The sequence below is a fragment of the Kordia jejudonensis genome, from assembly GCF_001005315.1.
GTDB classification, from domain to species: Bacteria; Bacteroidota; Bacteroidia; order Flavobacteriales; family Flavobacteriaceae; genus Kordia; species Kordia jejudonensis.
In genome coordinates this window covers 31,317-49,822 of record NZ_LBMG01000031.1, presented here as the reverse complement: position 1 = coordinate 49,822, position 18,506 = coordinate 31,317, and the positions used below count along the sequence as shown (strand labels likewise).

At 34.6% G+C, this 18,506-nt stretch carries 12 protein-coding genes; 6 read left to right on the top strand and 6 right to left on the bottom strand.

Going from position 1 to position 18,506, the window contains the following annotated elements; genetic code table 11:
- Positions 1 to 118: 118 nt before the first annotated feature.
- From AA089_RS15355 to AA089_RS15340, 4 genes are all read left to right on the top strand, one after another.
- Complete coding sequence (locus AA089_RS15355) at positions 119 to 1,831, top strand: helix-turn-helix domain-containing protein (RefSeq protein WP_046757860.1); 1,713 nt, start codon at positions 119 to 121, stop codon at positions 1,829 to 1,831.
- A gap of 86 nt (positions 1,832 to 1,917) precedes the next feature.
- Positions 1,918 to 2,139, top strand: a complete 222-nt coding sequence (locus tag AA089_RS15350; RefSeq protein WP_046757859.1) for a hypothetical protein — start codon at positions 1,918 to 1,920, stop codon at positions 2,137 to 2,139.
- 177 nt (positions 2,140 to 2,316) lie between these two features.
- The gene (locus AA089_RS15345; protein WP_046757858.1) at positions 2,317 to 2,592 is read left to right on the top strand and encodes a hypothetical protein; all 276 of its coding nucleotides are present in this window, start codon (positions 2,317 to 2,319) and stop codon (positions 2,590 to 2,592) included.
- A gap of 87 nt (positions 2,593 to 2,679) precedes the next feature.
- The gene (locus tag AA089_RS15340; protein ID WP_156169050.1) at positions 2,680 to 2,910 is read left to right on the top strand and encodes a hypothetical protein; all 231 of its coding nucleotides are present in this window, start codon (positions 2,680 to 2,682) and stop codon (positions 2,908 to 2,910) included.
- A gap of 89 nt (positions 2,911 to 2,999) precedes the next feature.
- On the opposite strand, the gene AA089_RS15335 is transcribed toward AA089_RS15340, so the two are convergent.
- Both AA089_RS15335 and AA089_RS15330 read right to left on the bottom strand, forming a co-directional pair.
- Positions 3,000 to 4,358, bottom strand: a complete 1,359-nt coding sequence (locus AA089_RS15335; RefSeq protein ID WP_046757856.1) for an HlyD family secretion protein — start codon at positions 4,356 to 4,358, stop codon at positions 3,000 to 3,002.
- A gap of 1 nt (position 4,359) precedes the next feature.
- Positions 4,360 to 6,567 carry a peptidase domain-containing ABC transporter gene (locus AA089_RS15330; protein WP_082113297.1) on the bottom strand — a complete coding sequence of 736 codons (2,208 nt, stop codon included), beginning with the start codon at positions 6,565 to 6,567 and terminating at the stop codon, positions 4,360 to 4,362.
- Positions 6,568 to 6,857: 290 nt separating this feature from the next.
- Between AA089_RS15330 and AA089_RS15325 the strand changes: the two genes are divergently transcribed.
- Positions 6,858 to 8,144, top strand: a complete 1,287-nt coding sequence (locus tag AA089_RS15325; RefSeq protein ID WP_046757855.1) for an AAA family ATPase — start codon at positions 6,858 to 6,860, stop codon at positions 8,142 to 8,144.
- Between the two features lie 270 nt (positions 8,145 to 8,414).
- Here AA089_RS15325 and AA089_RS15320 read toward each other — a convergent pair whose 3' ends face one another.
- From AA089_RS15320 to AA089_RS15305, 4 genes are all read right to left on the bottom strand, one after another.
- The gene (locus AA089_RS15320; RefSeq protein WP_046757854.1) at positions 8,415 to 11,291 is read right to left on the bottom strand and encodes an alpha-amylase family glycosyl hydrolase; all 2,877 of its coding nucleotides are present in this window, start codon (positions 11,289 to 11,291) and stop codon (positions 8,415 to 8,417) included.
- A 164-nt stretch (positions 11,292 to 11,455) separates the two neighbouring features.
- On the bottom strand, positions 11,456 to 12,517 hold the full coding sequence (locus tag AA089_RS15315) for a SusE domain-containing protein (protein ID WP_046757853.1): 1,062 nt from the start codon (positions 12,515 to 12,517) through the stop codon (positions 11,456 to 11,458).
- A gap of 11 nt (positions 12,518 to 12,528) precedes the next feature.
- Complete coding sequence (locus AA089_RS15310) at positions 12,529 to 14,109, bottom strand: RagB/SusD family nutrient uptake outer membrane protein (RefSeq protein WP_082113296.1); 1,581 nt, start codon at positions 14,107 to 14,109, stop codon at positions 12,529 to 12,531.
- A gap of 26 nt (positions 14,110 to 14,135) precedes the next feature.
- The gene (locus tag AA089_RS15305; RefSeq protein WP_046757851.1) at positions 14,136 to 17,063 is read right to left on the bottom strand and encodes a SusC/RagA family TonB-linked outer membrane protein; all 2,928 of its coding nucleotides are present in this window, start codon (positions 17,061 to 17,063) and stop codon (positions 14,136 to 14,138) included.
- Positions 17,064 to 17,365: 302 nt separating this feature from the next.
- Here AA089_RS15305 and AA089_RS15300 point away from each other — a divergent pair, with 302 nt between their 5' ends.
- Positions 17,366 to 18,406: a LacI family DNA-binding transcriptional regulator gene (locus AA089_RS15300; RefSeq protein ID WP_046757850.1), complete on the top strand. Its 1,041-nt coding sequence runs from the start codon at positions 17,366 to 17,368 to the stop codon at positions 18,404 to 18,406.
- The last annotated feature ends 100 nt before the right edge of the window (positions 18,407 to 18,506 follow it).

Genomic DNA, 18,506 nt, shown 5'->3' with positions numbered 1-18,506 from the left:
AGCCACTTTTTATGATAAATACTTCATCCTAAAAGATGCGTCTTTTAACCAGCTTATTTTTTTTCTACACATAAAACCGTTATACTTGTGTTGGTTTACTGCCACAGAAATCTAAACTATGCAACCTAAAAAATCACTTTTTCCTCCACTTGTATTTGTAGTAACTATTGTGATGCTTTCCTGTTTTGTTTCACTTCATGCACAAACAGATTCACTGCAAGGAAAATCGTATGAAGAGTTAACTCAACTATATGAAAGTGCTCTTTTTAGAAATGCCAACGATGCTAAAGTGTATGCATTGGAAGCCAATTATATTGCTAACAAACAAAATGATGAGGAAAAAATAGCATGGTCAATATATCATGTTGCCTATGCCAATAGTTTTATAGCAGAATTTGATTTGGCATTGAGCGGAATTGAAGAATCACTTCAAATTGCAGAAAAGCTAAAAAATAATGTATTGCTTTTCAAAAACCACAACTTAAAAGGAAATATACTATCAGAAACAGAAAATGACTTCTCTGCACTTGATGAATATGAACTTGCAAAAAAATATGCTGATTTAACTAAGAATCCATTAAATACAATCGTTGTTGATGTTAATGTTGCCTATCTTAAAAAAATTCATAACGATCATAACGAAGCTATTTCTATGTTCAAAGAAAGTCTAGCGTTTCTTGAAACAATTAACACTTCTGATCCAAAAAAAGAAACCTATAAAAAACAAATTTTATCCAATCTTGCCGATTGTTATTTACGCATAAAAAAACCCAAAGAAGCTAAAGTTTTTAATGATCTAGCATTAAAAATATCTAGTGAAAAAGAAGCTACATTGTTTTATCATTTACTGCTCATAAATGATGCTATCATCAATTATCAGCAAAAAAATTATGATAAAGCTATTGAAATTTCAAAAAAAGCAGCACATTATTATTTGAGTATAGATAGCAAAGATCAATTAATAACCCCATATTTTTACTTAGGAAAAAGTTATTTTGAGTTAAAAAAATATCCAGAAACCATCAAATACTTAGAAGATGCCATCCAAATTGCTGCTGATAATAATATTGGATTTTCAGATCAAAAAGATGCTCATGAATTATTACATCTTTCTTACACAGAAATTGGCAATTCCGCTAAGGCTAAGGAAAATCTGAATAAATATAAAACAATAGATAGGATAAATGATAGCATTGCCATGGAACTCAATAATGAAATTCATGAGAAATACGACATTATCCCAATGCAAAAAGAAATTGACTCTTTAGGGAAATATACCAACTATTTATACGGAGCTTCCATCCTATTATTACTTTCACTTATTGGATTTTTTATATGGTATAAACGCAAACAATTACAAAATAAAACGCGTTTTCAAGAACTATTATTAACTATTGAAAAGCTAGAACAACCTAAAGAAAAAGTAATTCCTGAAGTTATAGTTAAAGAAAATACCAACCCTGTCACCGATGAAAATGTGGTACAAATCCTAAAAGCCTTGGAAACGTTTGAAGAAAAAGAATTGTATTTACGACAAGATTGTACGCTAGGATATGTTGCCAAAAAAGTAAAAACGAATACGTCCTATTTGTCAAACGTAATTAATACCTACAAAGAAAAATCATTCAAATCTTACCTATCAGAGTTGCGAATTAATGCCGCTTTGGTAAAACTAAAAAATGATGATAAATTACGTTCGTATACCATCAAAGCTATTGCTGAAGAATTTGGCTTCAAACGTTCGGAAACCTTTTCCAGAGCCTTCAAAGCACAAACGGGCATGTATCCGTCCTACTATATTAAAAGTCTTGAAAATCAAACAAATACATAAGTGACGTTTTATAAAATATCACAACAAAAATGTGACATTTCACTAAAATTTACTGATATTTATAAAGTTAACTAAACAATAAAATTATGAAGAGGTCATTAAAATTGAAGAAAATAAAAATTTCTAAGATAAATAATATCGTCGCAGGAGCATTGCCTAGACAAGACGCTCAACAAGCAGATAGAATTACGGATTTCGATTTGTGTGGAGATACTAAGATTTATGGAGATTGTAATCCACAGACTAATAATAATAGAACAAATAGAACTGGTGTTGCACAACCTGCTCACAGTGGCGTTCAAAACTAACTAACACTAACTTACATATTTTTACTACACAGAAGCTTTCACGACTACTTGTGAAAGCTTTTTTTGTTAATTAACATTTACTTTATAAGATTTTTTTCGTTTGTTCGTTATCTTTATGAAAAGTGAGCCCCAAAGTGTCTAATGATTGTATTTTTTAGTAACTAAAAAATTTAGATTATGAAAAAACAAAAATTAGAAGTAAGCAAGTTAAGTTTATCGAAATCGAAAATTGCTGAATTAAATTCTTCAAAAGTTACAGGTGGTTGGAATACTGCTTCCACAAATCCGTTTTGTCTAGCAACAGGATATTATGATGACGGTTGTAATGTAACCGAAAATTGTAACACAGCCAATCATTGCGGTGGTGGCAGCAATAATTGTGGCACCAATAACTGCGGCTCCAACAATTGCCAAACACGACTTGAATTGATTTCATGTTATGAAGATTGCTAAAAAATTATAGTTTTCCCCAATAATCTTTCTAATTGTATTTTTTATTAACTAAAATAAATTTAGATCATGAAAAAACAAAAATTAGGATTGAAAAAATTAAACTTAACAAAGTCAAGAATTGCAGAATTAAATACAAACAGTCTAAAAGGTGGAACTAGAGTATCTACGAATCCAAACTGTTTATTGACTGGAATATTTGATGGATGTGATGTAACTGCAAATGATTGTCCAGGTACTGGCGGACCAAGTGGTAACTGTGGTTCTAATGACCCAACATGTAATACTCAAGCTATTTTATCTTGCTTATTCTCTTGTTAAGCAACTTGCTTTAAAAAAACAAAAAGCCTCAAACATGTATCTGTTTGAGGCTTTTTAATGTACTAATATATGTATAGAATCATGAAAATTTATTTTCTGCTAAATACTTCGCGCAATTGATAGAAGATTCGTTGCATTACCGTTAATTCTTCTACGACAATTTCGGCAGTTCCTTCCATTTCTTGTTTAAAATCAATAGGTTTTTCAAACGAACTTACTAACGACGGAACTTTTAAGTACGCAACATATGTTGGTGGTCCGCCCTGCATACTGAGTTGCGGCACTCCAGAAATACTTACAATTTCTCCAGATAAACTTCCGTTTTCTTGATACGGATAACTGTCAAGTTTGATAAGTACACTTTGCCCAACTTTTACTTTTCCAGAATTTTGCACTGGAACCGTTACACGTCCGATAATACCGTCAATATCATCTGGAATGACCGTGAATAAATCTTGTCCAATATTTACATTTTGGTATTGTGACCAAATATCAAAAACAGTGACTTCTCCTTTTATCGGCGATTTTAATACAAATTGCTGTTCCCATTGTATAATTTGGTTTTCCAAATCTTGCTTGGCTTGTTCTAAGTTTTGATCTGTAGACAAAAACGATGTTTTATCGCCAATACTTGCTTGCTTCAAATTTCCACGCAAAGCATACAACGAACTTTCTTCACTTTTTATAGACGATTTTAAACCTTCATAGCTACGTTTTGCGGTTGCATATTTGTTTTCTTCTTGTTGAAATCGCTGGCGTGTAATGATATCTTTCTCATACAAACGTTTTTGCGCTTCGTATTCTACCCGTGCATTTTCGAGCTCTGACTCGTAGATAAAAAGTTCTGTTTTTCTATTATTCAAACGATTTTGCGCAGTAATGATTTGTGAACGCAAATTAATAACCTGACTTTTCTCTGGTGTTTGAATATTATAATTTAAATACGATAAGTACTCACGTCTAAAAGCATTGTAAGCTCCTTGTATTTGCCCTAACTTTAATTTTGAAGGGAATGAATACTTTAGTGAATCAAAGTCGCTTAAATCAGGTGTAAAGTTTTCTAATTTGTTTTTAATAAACTGTACATCTTTAAAATCAGCTGTATTTTCAATAACGGCTAATATTTGATCTGCTTCTACTTTTTGACCAGCTTCTACAAAGATTTTCGTTAATTTCCCAGAAGCATTTGCGGTTAAATGCGCTGGTGGATTCTCTGAAGTAATGGTTACTCTCGCAGGAATAATATCGTTGTAACTTATTAAAGTAGATCCTACTAAAAACATTACAATAATAAGAAACACCACTGAAATTCCCCATTGGATAACCCAATTTGGTGCCTGACCCAATATTTCTTTCACCTGATCCGAACGTTCGTCCAAGTCATTGATTTTCTTGCGTCTTTGTTCCTTCTTTTCTTCTTCTTTATGTTCTCCTTTTTTCTTAGCCATATTAGTTTCCTAGCTCTAATTGATTTTTTACTAATGTATAATATGCTCCACGTTTCGCGGTTAACTCTTCATGATTTCCGAGTTCTATGATCTTTCCTTTATCTAATACAATAATTTGATCTGCATTTTTTACCGTACTCAAACGGTGTGCTACCACAACTACTGTTTTTCCTTTGTAAAATTCTTGAAGGTTTTCCATAATTACCTTCTCATTATTTGCATCCAAGGCACTTGTAGCTTCATCAAAGAAAATGTATTTCGGATCTTTGTATACCGAACGTGCAATTAAAATACGTTGCTTTTGTCCTCCAGAAACATTTACACCACTCGATCCAATTTTTGTATTGTATCCTGATGGTAAATCTTCAATAAATTCTTCAATGTTTGCCACTTTTACAGCATTGACCAATCGTTGCTTGTCAATAATTCCTTCTGAATCCGATTCTGTAATGTTTCGTGCAATGGTATCTCCGAAAAGGAAACCATCTTGCATTACTGAACCGCAGGATTTACGCCAAACTTTGGTACTGATATCGCCAATTTTGTGCGGTCCAATACTTAGTGAACCTTCGTTAAACTCGTAGAATTTCAATAATAATTTTATCAATGTAGTTTTACCACTACCACTCGCTCCAACAATTGCTGTTACTTTTCCTTCTGGAATATCCACATTTAAATTGTCCAAAATTAATGGCGAACTTTTTCCTCCGTAACGGAAACTTGCATTGGTCAATTTGATGGTTTTATCTGCTGGAAGTTCTTTAATATTTTCTTCAAAACGATCTTCTTCATCATCTTTGTTGTGAATTTCAGATAAACGTTCTAAACTGATTTTTGCATCTTGTCCCGACTGAATAAACGTGATAAAGTTATTGATTGGCAAGTTTAGCTGTCCAATAATATATTGTACCGAAAGCATCATACCCAACGTAAATAACGGATCGTCAATTACAGACGTTGCCGCGATAAATGTAATGATAATGTTTTTTAATTCGTTAATAAATCGTCCACCAGTATTTTGCGTTTGTGAAAGTGCCAATCCTTTGATGGAAATTTTGAATAATCGTACCTGAATTGCTTCCCATTCCCAACGTCTTCTGCGTTCAGAACCGTTCAATTTTATTTCTTGCATTCCAGAAATTAACTGATACAAACTACTTTGATTGTCCGAAGATTGATCGAATCGTTTGTAATCGAGTTCAGCTCTTTTCTTCATGAATAATAACGTCCAACCGATGTACAATGCAGAACCGATAAAGAATACGGTAAATATTTGCATGTTGTAATACGCTAATACGGCTCCGAAAATAATCATGTTAAACGCCGAGAAAAGTGTATTTAACGTTGTAGACGATAAGAAACTTTGAATTCGGTTGTGATCGTAAATACGCTGAATGATATCTCCCGTATTTTTGGAATCGAAAAAGGCAATTGGCAAGCGCATCAACTTGATTAAGAAATCGGAAATCAGGTTGATATTGATCCTACTTGTCATGTGGAGTAATATCCAACCTCGAATCAATTCTACCGTTGTTTGCGAAATAAATAAGGTTAGCTGCGCAATTAAGATCAGAAATACAAAGTTTTTATTCTGATAATTGATACCGTAATCGACGACGGATTGTGTTAAAAACGGAAATATCAATTGCAGCAAACTTCCGACCAGTAGTCCTAAAATTAGCTGAGCTATATATTTTTTGTACGGTTTGAAATACCAGAATAAGAACTTGAATCCGTATTCTTTTTTTTCTTCCTTCTCCATTTCGTAAAACTCAGGAGTTGGTTCTAACAATAGCAAATATCCTTCGGCAGCTTCAGGATCAGCTGTACTTCCAATCCAACCTTTAATAAAGTCTTCTTTGGAGTATTTTACCAATCCGTGAGCAGGATCTGCTACATATACCGTATTTCTTTTTATTTTATACACCACTACAAAGTGACGTTGTCTCCAGTGTGCAATACATGGATATGGAACCTCGTCGACTAAGGTTTTAAAATCGACACTAACAGCAAGTGTGTGCAATCCAATTTCTTCGGCAGCTTCCGCAATTCCTCCAAGTGAAACTCCTTCACGAGTAATGTTTGCTTTCTTCCGTAGAAAATCAATGGCATACGCACGACCAAAATGTTTTGCAACCATACGCAAGCACGTTGGTCCACAATCCATCTGATCTAACTGTCGGTAAAAAGGAAATTCTCTTTTTATCATTAACTTTTTTTCTAGTGTAACTTATTCTTTTTGGTAACTTTTTATGCTTTCTTATAGTATGGAGAGTAACTGATTTTCAAGCTGTAAACATTATTTCGTCAATTTTATACGATATTTACGAAATCTCCTCAACTATTCGTGTATTTACTCTAAAAACTGAATGCTTTATGAGAAAAACACGTACAAATATATATTTTTATTTTTTCTAACCAAAATAAATTTGCCTTTTTACACGAAAATATCGTGTGAATTTATATATTTGTGATATCAAACATGAAAAATTGACTTAAATGCTCGTAAAATTCACAGTAGAAAATTATTTGTCGTTCAAAAATAGATCCACTATTGATTTGACTGCAACTTCTTTAACTGAACTACGAAAGACCAACCTTTTTGATACGCCATTGAAAAACGTAACACTCTTAAAAAGTATGGTTATTTATGGAGCAAATTCTAATGGAAAGAGCAATTTATTTAAAGCCATCAATTTTGTGCGAAAGATGATTTTGAATTCGTCTAAAGATTCGCAAGCCGATGAAGCAATTAATGTACAACCGTTTTGCTTGTCTACAACTTCTATTGAAGAACCAAGTTTGTTTGAACTCGTTTTTATTCATGAAGCGGTAAAGTATCGATATGGTTTTAAGGTTGATGAGGAAGAAATTCATAACGAATGGTTGTATGCCACCACAAAAAATAAAGAACAATTGTTGTTTGAACGTGAATTTCAAGAGATTAAAATCACGAAAAAGTTTGATGCAGCAAGTGCTAATTTGACTTCTATTACACGTAAAAATGCCTTGTTTATTTCTGTGTGTGCGCAATTTAATATTCCTACAGGTATTGGTATTTTGAAAGCGATGAATACGGTGCAATATATTTCGGGAATGCAAGATCGTCATACCATAAATTTTACGATTGATATGATGGACAATCCTGAAAAGAAAAAATATATCGATAATTTTATTGCGGGCGCTAGTTTAGGATTTACCGAAACGAAAGTTGAACGTTTTAAGCTTACCGAAGAAATTTTAGAGAAAGGAAATGTGCCAAAAGAGATTCGGAAAATGATTTTAGAATCGGATGAAGAAAATGTTGTGGTTAGTACAAAACATGTTGTGTACGATGAAAATAATGAAGAAGTAGACAATATTTATTTCAACCTTTTTGCAAACGAATCGCTAGGAACTTGTAAATATGTAGCACTTTCAGGTCCTATTATTGATACCTTATTACACGGAAAAACACTAATTGTTGATGAATTTGATGCGCAATTGCATCCACATTTGAGCAAAGCTATTATTGAGTTGTTCAATTCTGAAAAAAACAATCCGCATGGTGCACAGTTAATTTTTGCTTCACACAATTCATCGTTAATCAATCCGAAACGCAAACTTTTTAGAAGAGATCAGATTATGATTGCCGAAAAAGACAGTTATGGCGTGACCAATTTGGAATCTTTATATGATAAAAAGATTCGTAAAGATGCTTCTTTTGAAAAAGACTACCTAGAAGGCAAATACGAAGGCATTCCTGATATTAAGATTGATGACGATTTTCGTTTGTTTGAGGAGTAATTTGGTGTTAGAGCGCTTTGCTTTTGGTATCGCTTTGCTCTTGGAATGTTAGATTGTTGGTACAGTATTCGATTTCAATTTTAAAAGCTCAACTTAATTTCCTTCATTTTATTAAATAAACACTCACAGCAACGGATAGTAAAACAAAAAAAAGCCGCTATTTTCATAGCGACTTTCCTTAAATACCTTTCTCGTAATATTATTGTAACACTAGCTACGAACAAGTTTAGTCAAATAATAATATAGCCGATTCTTTATTAGAGAAAAATATTAGTCAATGAGCAATCGTTTTGTTGCTGTTCCATTGCTGGAAATGATTTTAACCACATACAACGCTCTTGATAATTCTGAAACATCAAATGTTTTTCCAGCAGAAAATCCGCCTTCAAATGTTTTGATTTGCTTTCCTGTGATATCGTAAATTTGTACTTCTTCTACGTTTTTGTTCAATTTGAAACTGTCAGAAGCAGGATTTGGATATAACGAGATTGCACTTTCTATATTTTGGAATTCTTCGGTACTTAACGTTGTTTGTTGATTTCCAAACATTCTAAATTGTCCCGCAGGAATCGCAATTGGATCAGCCGTATTGGTTACGTTGATACTTGTTGTTCCTGTTTCGTCCATTAAATCGTACCAAGTTCCCGTGTATGGAAAATCTGGAACAATTGTTAAATCTGCCACAGAGAAATTACATAGAATCACTACGTTTTTCAATTGTGTTGAAGGAATGTTGTCATCCCAAACATAGATACGTTGACGAATATCATTGATATATGGACTGATAGAATAGTTTCCTTCAAATACAGGTTCACCAACTTTTAACTTGATAATTCGTGCCCAATCGTTATAGATTTTTGCTCTGTTTGGATCACCCAACCAGTTGTCTGTCCATTGTGGTTGTGGTTTTGTGTCTAATTTACAATCGCCTGGTGCTGGATCAGTTGGCGTATTTACAACTCCATTGTTACACGTAAAGATTGAATTTTCCATACCCAATGCTCCAAAGTGCCAAATCATTTTTGGTCCTGGAATTGTTAAAGATGCTGCTCCAAGTGCAGACATTCTAGATAATGACGTGTTTAAATCTTGTACATTATGAGATGATAAAGCACTGTTTCCAAATTGTAAGTTTCTGTACATTAAGCGTTCTTCATCATGACTTTCTGCATACCCCATTAAACGTGGACCGTTGAAACCTCTACTTGTATGTCCCATTCGGTTGATGTTTGCATTGGAAGCAAATCCCATCGTTAATTGGTTGTATTCATTAGTCATTTTTCCCCACATCATAATTCCTTTTCCTTCGCCTAAACGGTAATCTGCCCATTCTTTTTCTTCGTTGTCTTGACCTAAATGTTCAAAGATGACATAATGACTATCGTCCAAACTCCATGAATAGTCTGCATATTGTTTTAAGATGGCTACACGATCATTTCTATATCCGTTTGTACAACCTTCATCACTTGCAGTACATTCTTGCGTAAATCCTTTGGTTAAATCCCAACGGAAACCGTCAATTTTGTACTCTTCAATCCAATGTTTTACAACACGTTCTGTATAGTATTGTGTTCTTGGCTGTTGATGATTTAAATCAGAACCTACACTGTAACTATGCGTTGCAACTTGATTGAAGTATGGATTTTCTGAGCTTGGCTCTCCCCAACCGTCGTTATCTGGATCATTCATCCACATACGTACCATTGGGTTTCTTCCAAAGGCGTGGTTTAAAGCTACATCTAAGATAACTGCAATTCCATTTTGATGACATAAGTCCACAAATTCTTTGAATTTATCAGCCGTTCCGTAGTATTTGTCTAATGCTAAATGAAAAGATGTGTTGTACCCCCAACTTTCATTACCTTCAAATTCCATGATCGGCATTAACTGAATTGCATTTACATTTAAGTTTTTAAAGTAGTCAATACGATCAATTAGGTTTTGATAGTTTCTATCAGCATCAAAATCACGAATTAATACTTCATATACGATTAAGTCTTCCTTTTTTGGCTTCACAAAGTTAGTTACTTGCCAGTTGTATGGTGTTTGTCCTGTTTGCAATACCGTTACTTCACGTTCTTGCCCAGTAGGATACGTTGGAAGGTTTGGATATGTTGTTGCTGGAATGAAAGGATCATCAAACGGAGATAATACTAATGTTGAGTACGGATCTGCCGTTTTTACTAATGATGGCGAATTTGCAATTGGCGTTTCGTCAACCACCCAATATTGGTAAGTATAGTTTTGTCCAGGCGTTAATCCTGTAAGTTCTAACCAAAATTTCCCTGTTGTACCATCTTTTTTCATGGCATATGTTCCACTTGGTTGCCAATTATTGAAACTTCCTGCAACGTAGACAAAGTCTTTGTTTGGCGCATCTAACACCAATGTTGCTTTTGAAGTATCAGCATCATAGTTGATACCATCTTCCATGCCTGCTGGCATTGCTTGTGTTGCCGATCCAGGATTGATGATGACATTGAAGTTTTTCGTAATCGTTGTTCCAGTTAGTGTAACTTCTAATGCGTAATTTTTATTTTCTGTGATGTTCGTATCTGTATATGCATACGATGTTCCACTGTTAGAATTTATAGTTGTTCCATTCGCTTTTAATACATATGTGGCACTTCCGCCTGTATTGTTTGCAGAGATTGCTAGGTTTGATCCTGAAGCTAGTATGGTTGTACTTCCATCGTTTGGAGTTACTAATGTAGCTTGAAATGCGCCCACATCAAAGAAGAAGTCAGCACATCCGCTTGCTTTAAATTCTTGTGTTCCAGTTTCGTTTCTGAAAACCATTCCCATTTTTGTAATGGTTGCTGCTTGTGGCGCCGTTAAGTTGTAGTGTGTTTCAGGCACAATTTGAATTTGCCATAAACCGCCACCTAAGTTTGTCATTTCTCCAACACCATCATCTTGTCCCCAGTTTCCTGTAACGTATGTCCACGGATTACTGTCGGTTCCAACACCTGAGTGCATGTATACTTTGTTTGGGTTGGTAATTCCATCACAATCTGTAGCGGTACTATTGATATCTACTGTAATGGTAATCATTTGATTTACTTCAAACGGTGTAGGTGTTATGGTTACTTGCGCATATGTAATGCTTGCAAGTAATAAGAATAGTATGTGTAATTTTTTTTTCATCTGTTTTTGTTTTTGGTCAGATGGAACTTGTTATGCAATATTTCATTTTAATCATGAATATATCATAACGAATTTCATAGCGATTACTTTTTTTACTCTTTTAATATGTTTAGATAAAAAAGGCTGTAACAATTGTTGTTACAGCCTTTTTAGTGATCATTAAATTAGTTAAGCGTCAATGTGTATGAATACTCTCTTGGATTGCTAAAGTCGAGTACCACTGTATAATTTCCTGCTGCTGGTACGGCAATGTTGTCTCCACCATTGTCAAGTTTTCCATCAGCTCCAGTGTCTCCATAATTCCAATCCCATCCGTCGTTTGCTCTGAATTTGATTTCATCAGCAGTTAAGTCGATTGTAATTGAGAATGTTTGTGTTGCTGGATCATATGTCATATCGTTATCACTATCCCAACCTGTTGGTGTTCCTGATCCGATTAATCCCCAGTTTGAATATTGAGAAGCGCTGTACGTTAAATTTTCAGTATCTACTTGCAAGTAGTAATATCCTGGTGTAGCTGGCACGTTTGATTCTCCATCGTCTACTAATATTCCTGAGAAGCTTCCGTCATCTCCCCAATCTAAATTCCCCCAAGCAAAGTTTCCTGTTTCATCTGGAGCAACAAATTTATATTCAGTTTCTAACCAAACATATCCTTCATAGTCAGAAGCTCCAAATTCAGAAGCTGCTAATGTTGGAGCTGTTGCTGGATCCCATCCTTGGTGATTACCAGGAACTGCTATTTTAGGCAATGAAGTTGTGTATGGTGTAATATTTACTGTAATTACGTTAGATACTTGCTCTTGTGCATCTTGCGTTCCTATAGAAGAGATAACACGAATATCTATATCTCCAGCTACAAACGGACTTAATCCTGCGGCGATTGATGCATCATTTAATTGTTGGTTTGTCCAAGAAAGGAATCTTTCATTGGTAGAACCACCTGCAATTGGAGCAGCAAATTCTGTTCCTGATAAAGCGAGTTCTACATCATAACTAATTGCAGTTTGCGCATTGTAATCTGCGTCATTCCACACCAACGTTGTTGCTACACTTTGTTCGTTTGCTGCGCTTAAAACTAATGAAGTTCCAGATGCTGGTGTCACCAATTCTGGTCCTCCTTCTGGAGAAGCAATGATTAAGTTATCATCTTCACTACATGCGTTGAATCCAACGAATGCGACTAATGCTAAAAAGCCTGCTGATATTTTATTTAATTTTTTCATTTTGATTTTTTTTAGTAACCTGGGTTTTGAGTTAAATTAGGGTTTGCGGTAATATCTGTAGACGGAATTGGGAATAAGTCTCTAAATGATTCCGTTGTAGTTCCACTTTCTACATTTCCTTTCCACGGCCATACACCTTGGTCTGAGAATTGTCCGAAACGAATAAGGTCTGTTCTTCTGTGTGCTTCCCAGTGTAATTCTTTTGAACGTTCTGCTAGTAAGAATTCGTCTGTAATATCTGCGAAACCACCAATTGGTGCTGCATTAGAACGTTGTCTTACTAAGTTTATGTATTGTACGGCTAATCCTTGATCGCCTGTTCCACTTCTTTTTACTGCTTCCGCGTACATTAAGTATGCATCTGCTAATCTGAATACTGGAAAGTCTGTATCAATAAAGTCTCCTGATGTATCTGATCCAGCAATTCCGTTGCTTGTTACATTTTTGAACTTTTCTACTGCATATCCATCATTGAAGTTGAATACATCTGAAATTTCTAATTCTTGACCATCGGTAAAGAAGTTTGCTCTTTGGTCAGTTACCAATTCTGTTGCAGAGAATTTGTTAACAAACGCACTTGTCGTTCTAATTCCTCCCCAACCTCCGTTGATACCGAAAGATGCTGCGCTCATGTTTCCTCCAACCGGTGCGTGTACTAAGAATGTCATTGCTCCAAATCCTTGTGTATTTAAACCATCAGAATTGAATGTAAAGATAAATTCGTTTTGTGCTCCATTGGTATTGTTGTCTGCTAAAAATAATTCTTCATAATTATCATGAAGTGTATATCCAGCTCCAATAATATTTTCTAGGTATGGAATTGCCTGTGCACTTTGATCTGTTCCTGTGTATACTTCTGCGTTTAAGTGCAGTTTTGCTAATAACATCCAAACGGCTGCTTTGTCTGCTCTTCCGTATACGTTTTGGCGTGCATCAATCATTGTTGGCTCTATTGACTCCAATTCTGACACGATAAAGTCAAACACTTCTTGTCTACTTCCTTGCGTTGGTAAAAATGCTCCAACTGGATCTGCATCTGTTACAAAAGGAACATTTCCAAACATGTCAATGGCATGCCAGTAACTCAAAGCTCTTAAGAAACGTACCTCAGCTTTGTATGCTGCTGGTAAAAATTCTGATTCTGGCACATCTGCTGCAGTTCTTAAAAACTCATTAGAGATGGCAATTTGAAAATAAATTCTGTTATACATTGCTGTAATGAATTCATTTGCTGGTGTCCATACTTGCCAGTTTAAATCGTGAATTGTTCCATCATTCCAAGCAATTAATGCTTCATCAGTAGTTAATTGTTGGTGTTTCCAATATTGTCTCAAATAATTTGAGAATCCTTCGTCGATTCCTGAGATATCAGGATTTCCCGCAGGACCTTGCTGTCCACTCACTACAAATCCTGCATAAATTCTTGCAAGAAATTGTTCGTACGCTGCAGGATCGTCAAAGGCGTTCGCTGCCGTTTGTTCTATTACTGGCTCTAAGTCTAGTTCGCTTTCACATGAAGTGAATCCGAAACTCGCTACGAGTAGTAATAGTACAATACCTATACGGTTTGATTGTTTTCTTATTGTTTTCATCATTTTTTGTATTTGGTATTACTTTATTATAAATTCAAGTTAAGTCCCATTAATATGTTTCGGGATCTTGGATAGAAATTGTTATCAATTCCTCCACTAATTTCAGGATCTAAACCATCGTAATCTGTGATTGTAAATAAGTTTTGCCCTGCTACATATACACGCATTCTAGCGTCTTTGAATAAATTATCAATTGTGTATCCAAATGTAATGTTGTCTAATTTTAAGAACGATGCATCTTGAACGTAATAATCAGAGAATAATTGCTGATTTTGGAAACCAGTTTCTAAAATAGAAGCATTTACGTTGTTGATAGAGTTTGCACCAAATAACGATTGTACGTTTCCTGTGTTAGAAGCTACGTTGTTGTATGCATAGTTTCCAAGACTTGCTCTCATTGTGAACGCAAAGTCAAAGTTTCCATATTGCATGTTAGATGAGAAACCGATAACTGCATCCGCATTTGGACTTTTGTATCTGTAACGGTCATCTATATCAACCGTTCCGTCTCCGTTAATATCTGCATATGCTCCTTCAATTGGCGCACCACTTGCATCATATATTTGCTTAAATACGTAAAACGAGTTTACTTCATGACCTACAGAGTTAATTTGGATTGTGTTTCCAACACCACCTGCAATACCTCCTGTTAATACTCCTGGAGAATCTGTATTATCTGTTAGGAATAACTTTGTAATTTCGTTGTCAAAGAAAGATACATTGAAATTGGTATTCCAAGAGAATTTATCATTTTGAACAAGTGCAGCGTTTAAGCTAACTTCCAAACCTCTGTTTTCTAAGTTACCAACGTTTGTTAATAATGCATTAGAAAGGTTTGTTCCTGCTGGAACTGGAATAAAGTTTAATAAATCTTCTACTTTACGTTCATATACTTCCACAGAACCTGTTAAACGATCGTTGAAAAATCCGAAGTCCAAACCAATGTTGATCGATTTTGAACGTTCCCAACGTAAGTTTTCATCATATTCTTCTGGACGAAGCGTTGTAACGAAACGTGGCGAACCATCTGTATTGTATCCAAATTGATACTGAACTCTAGCATCACCTGTAGTAAAACGTGGAAGATATCCGTAGTCAGGACCAATTTCTTGCTGTCCTGTTTCTCCGTAAGCAACTCGTAACTTTAATTGAGAGAATACTTTTGAATCTTTCATAAAATTTTCATCAATAATATTCCAACCAAAAGAAGCTCCTCCAAAAATATCTGAACGGTCATCTGGATTTAGTCGAGATGAAATATCATTTCTAACATTTAACGTTAATAAGTACTTGCTGTTGTAATCTAAGTTTATTCTACCGAAGTATGATTCTAAAGCGTTTTCTCCAATACTTTTAAATTGATTGGTTTCGCCTAATCCTGTAGTAGATTCAGATATGTTTGATCTGTAAAAACGTTGGAACGAGTGACCTACAGTAGCGTCAACTGTGATACCTGCATCTTCAAATGTTTTTCTATAATTTGCATATACATCTAAAAGTCTGTTTCTGTTTAAGTTTTCATAGAAACCTGTTACACCTTGCTGGTTAAAGTTTGATGCTGCTTCTGCTGGAATAAATGTATCTCCTCTAACTTCATTGTAGTCATATCCTCCAAGAACTGTTAACTTCACATCTCTTAGGAATGGTAACGTATAATCAAGTTTTAAACTTCCTGTACTTCTTTTTGTATTGGCAACATTGCTATTTTGTTCTAATAAACCAACTGGGTTACGAACTGCTATAGTATTGATGGTTCCATCTGCATTTACATTTTCAGTATATCCACCAAATTGACTTGTTGGGTCGAAAACTGATTGTGTAGGATCAAAAGAAACGGCTGCTCCAATGGCACCTGTATTCGCAAAAGTATCTTCTAATAAAGATCCCAATACATTTGCTTCAATTTTTAAATCGTCATTTAATAAACGTTGGATGAACTTTACAGAACCAGACCAACGATCTACTTTAGAACCTCTTAATGTTCCTTCTTGTTGTACATATCCAACAGATGCTCTATAGTTAGAATCTCCGAAACCTCCTGAAACTGTTACGTTTGTATCAGAAGTTGATGATCCTCTATAAATTTCGTCTTGCCAATCTGTGCTTGTATTTCCTAATTGTGCAATTTGGTTTGCATTTCCATTAGCATTTACCAAATCTCTAAACTGCGTTGACGATAAAACATTTACTTCATTAAAGTTATCTCCAACCGCTGTATAATGATTTACACTGATATTAAATGGTTGTCCTGACTTTCCTGTTTTTGTTGTAATTAAGATAACTCCTCCTGTTGCTCTTGATCCGTAGATAGAAGCTGCAGAAGCATCTTTTAATACTGTAAACGATTCAATATCATTTGCATTGATGTAGTTTAATCCACTACTTGCAGGATCTAACGGAACTCCATCTACTACGATTAAAGGATTTGAGTTTGCTGCTAATGAAGAAACTCCACCTCTAATTTTAATTGACGAACCTGATCCTGGTGCTCCACTTGGTGGCGTTACCTGAACTCCGGCAGTTTTACCCGCAATTAATTGTTCTGGTGAAACAATAGCTCCTCCGTTGAAATCATCAGCGCTTACAGACTCAACCGACCCTGTAACATCTTTCTTGACCGCAGAACCGTATCCTACTACGACAACTTCATCAAGGCTGGACGCATCTTCTTCAAGTGCAACATTTATAGTAGCCTGTCCTGTAAATAAGACTTCTTTATCCTTAAAGCCTACATAGGAAAATACGATGGTTTGTCCGTCACGAACTGTTATTTGATAGTTTCCATCAAAATCAGTTGTGGTTCCGTTTGTTGTCCCTTTCAAGATCACGTTTACTCCCAATAAAGGAGTTCCGGTCGCTTTTTCAGTAACAACACCCGTCACTTTTGTTTGGGCAAGCATTCCTAGTGGAATTAAAAAAGCCAAAAACAAAATAAATTTTTGCATTTTCTTCATTTGTTAAGTTTTTTGTTTTCAAATTGTCGTAAAATAATCACGTATTTTATAAACATTTCAGAACAAACTGTTCTTAATATACGTAATATTTTTAGTTTTAATACTATATATTTTTACCTCTCGATGTTAAAACTATGTAAATTTTAAGTAAATCAAAATATAGGCATAACTTTTGATCTTACGCAAACGTTTTCGTGTTGAAAACTTTTATAAACATTGGGTTTTTCTAATATAAAACGGTGTATTTTTAACAAAAAAATAAAAAATCGTAGCTTTAATTATTGATCTTATAATATACCCTTATGAAACGAAAAGTAACTCTTAAACAAATCGCCAAAGAATTAGACGTTTCTGTATCAACTGTTTCCAAAGCATTACGAAATAGTAAAGAGATAAGTTTGGATACTAGAAGCAAAGTTCAGGCATTTGCAAAACTGTATAATTATCGTCCAAATAATATCGCACTAAGTTTAAAAAATAAACGCACAAAAACCATTGGTGTTATTATTCCAGAAATTGTACATCATTTTTTCTCAAAAGTAATTAGTGGAATTGAAAAAGAAGCCAATAATAGAGGTTATAATGTTATTATCGGATTATCGAACGAATCGTTTGATAAAGAAGTAATTAATATTGAAATGCTTGCCAACGGTAGTATTGACGGTTTTATCCTGTCGGTTGCTAAAGAAACCTTGCTTTTACAAGACTATCATCACTTTTATGAAACCATCAATCAAGGAATGCCTATTGTAATGTTTGATAGAGTTGTCAATGAAATTGCCTGCGATAAAGTTGTCGTTGATGACAAACTCGGTTCTAAAAAAGCGGTATCCAAATTAATAGAAAGCGGCTGTAAACACATTGCCTTGATCACTACAAAAGATTATGTAAATGTTGGAAAACTAAGAACACAAGGCTATTTGCAAGCGTTGGAAGAGCATAAAGTTGATCCAAAAGCTTCCTTAATAATTAAAGTAGAAGAAAACAAAGACAAAGAAGTTGAAATCGAAACCTTAGAAAAAGAAATTTCAGCATTGTTAGACAAAGAAAAATCAATTGATGGTATTTTTGCAGTAAATGAATTGTACGCTATTACGGCAATGAAAGCGGCAATTAACAAAGGATATAAAATTCCTGAAGACCTATCAATCATTGCATTTACAGACGGTGTATTATCTAAACATGCCATTCCTTCATTAAGTACCATTAGCCAACATGCAGTAGAAATGGGCGCAAAAGCAGCAACCATGTTAATTGACAAATTAGAAGAAATTGTAGAAGAAGAACAGTACCACACGGAAGTGATAAATACAACGCTCATAGAACGTGATACTACACGATAATCATATGATTTTCAAGTATGAAATTATTGAATTTTGGAAGAATTTACAGCTAGATTCTAAATTTAACAGCGACTGTTTCAAAAAAACTCCTATATTTACA